The following is a 345-nucleotide window of genomic DNA, read 5'->3' as shown; positions in this document are numbered from 1 at the left end:
TGCATGACCGGCTGCCCGGTACAGGTTAAGATTCCGGAGTTTATCGCTCTGGTTGCCGAGGGCAAGTTCCTCGAGGCGGCTGCCAAAATCAAGGAAACCTCCGCTCTGCCGGCTGTCTGCGGCCGTGTCTGCCCGCAGGAGAGCCAGTGCGAGTGTCACTGTGTCCGTGGCATCAAGGGCGAGCCGGTAGCCATCGGCCGTCTGGAGCGCTTCGTTGCGGACTATGCGCGCGAAAACAGCACCGAGAAGGCTGTAAAGCCGGAGTCCAACGGTCACAAGGTTGCCATCGTTGGTGCAGGCCCGGCCGGTCTGACCTGCGCAGGCGATCTGGCTCGCATGGGTTAC

General features: G+C 62.6%; 1 pseudogene. It reads left to right on the top strand.

Annotation, left to right across the window (positions count from 1 at the left end):
• Nucleotides 1-345: pseudogene (locus tag PGY33_RS14345) on the top strand (dihydropyrimidine dehydrogenase); the annotation flags it as partial.

The sequence above is a fragment of the Butyricicoccus sp. AF18-9LB genome (assembly GCF_027684505.1).
Taxonomy (GTDB): domain Bacteria; phylum Bacillota; class Clostridia; order Oscillospirales; family Butyricicoccaceae; genus Agathobaculum; species Agathobaculum butyriciproducens.
The sequence above is the reverse complement of the archived record's forward strand: the minus strand, read 5'-3'. Positions and strand labels throughout refer to the sequence as shown.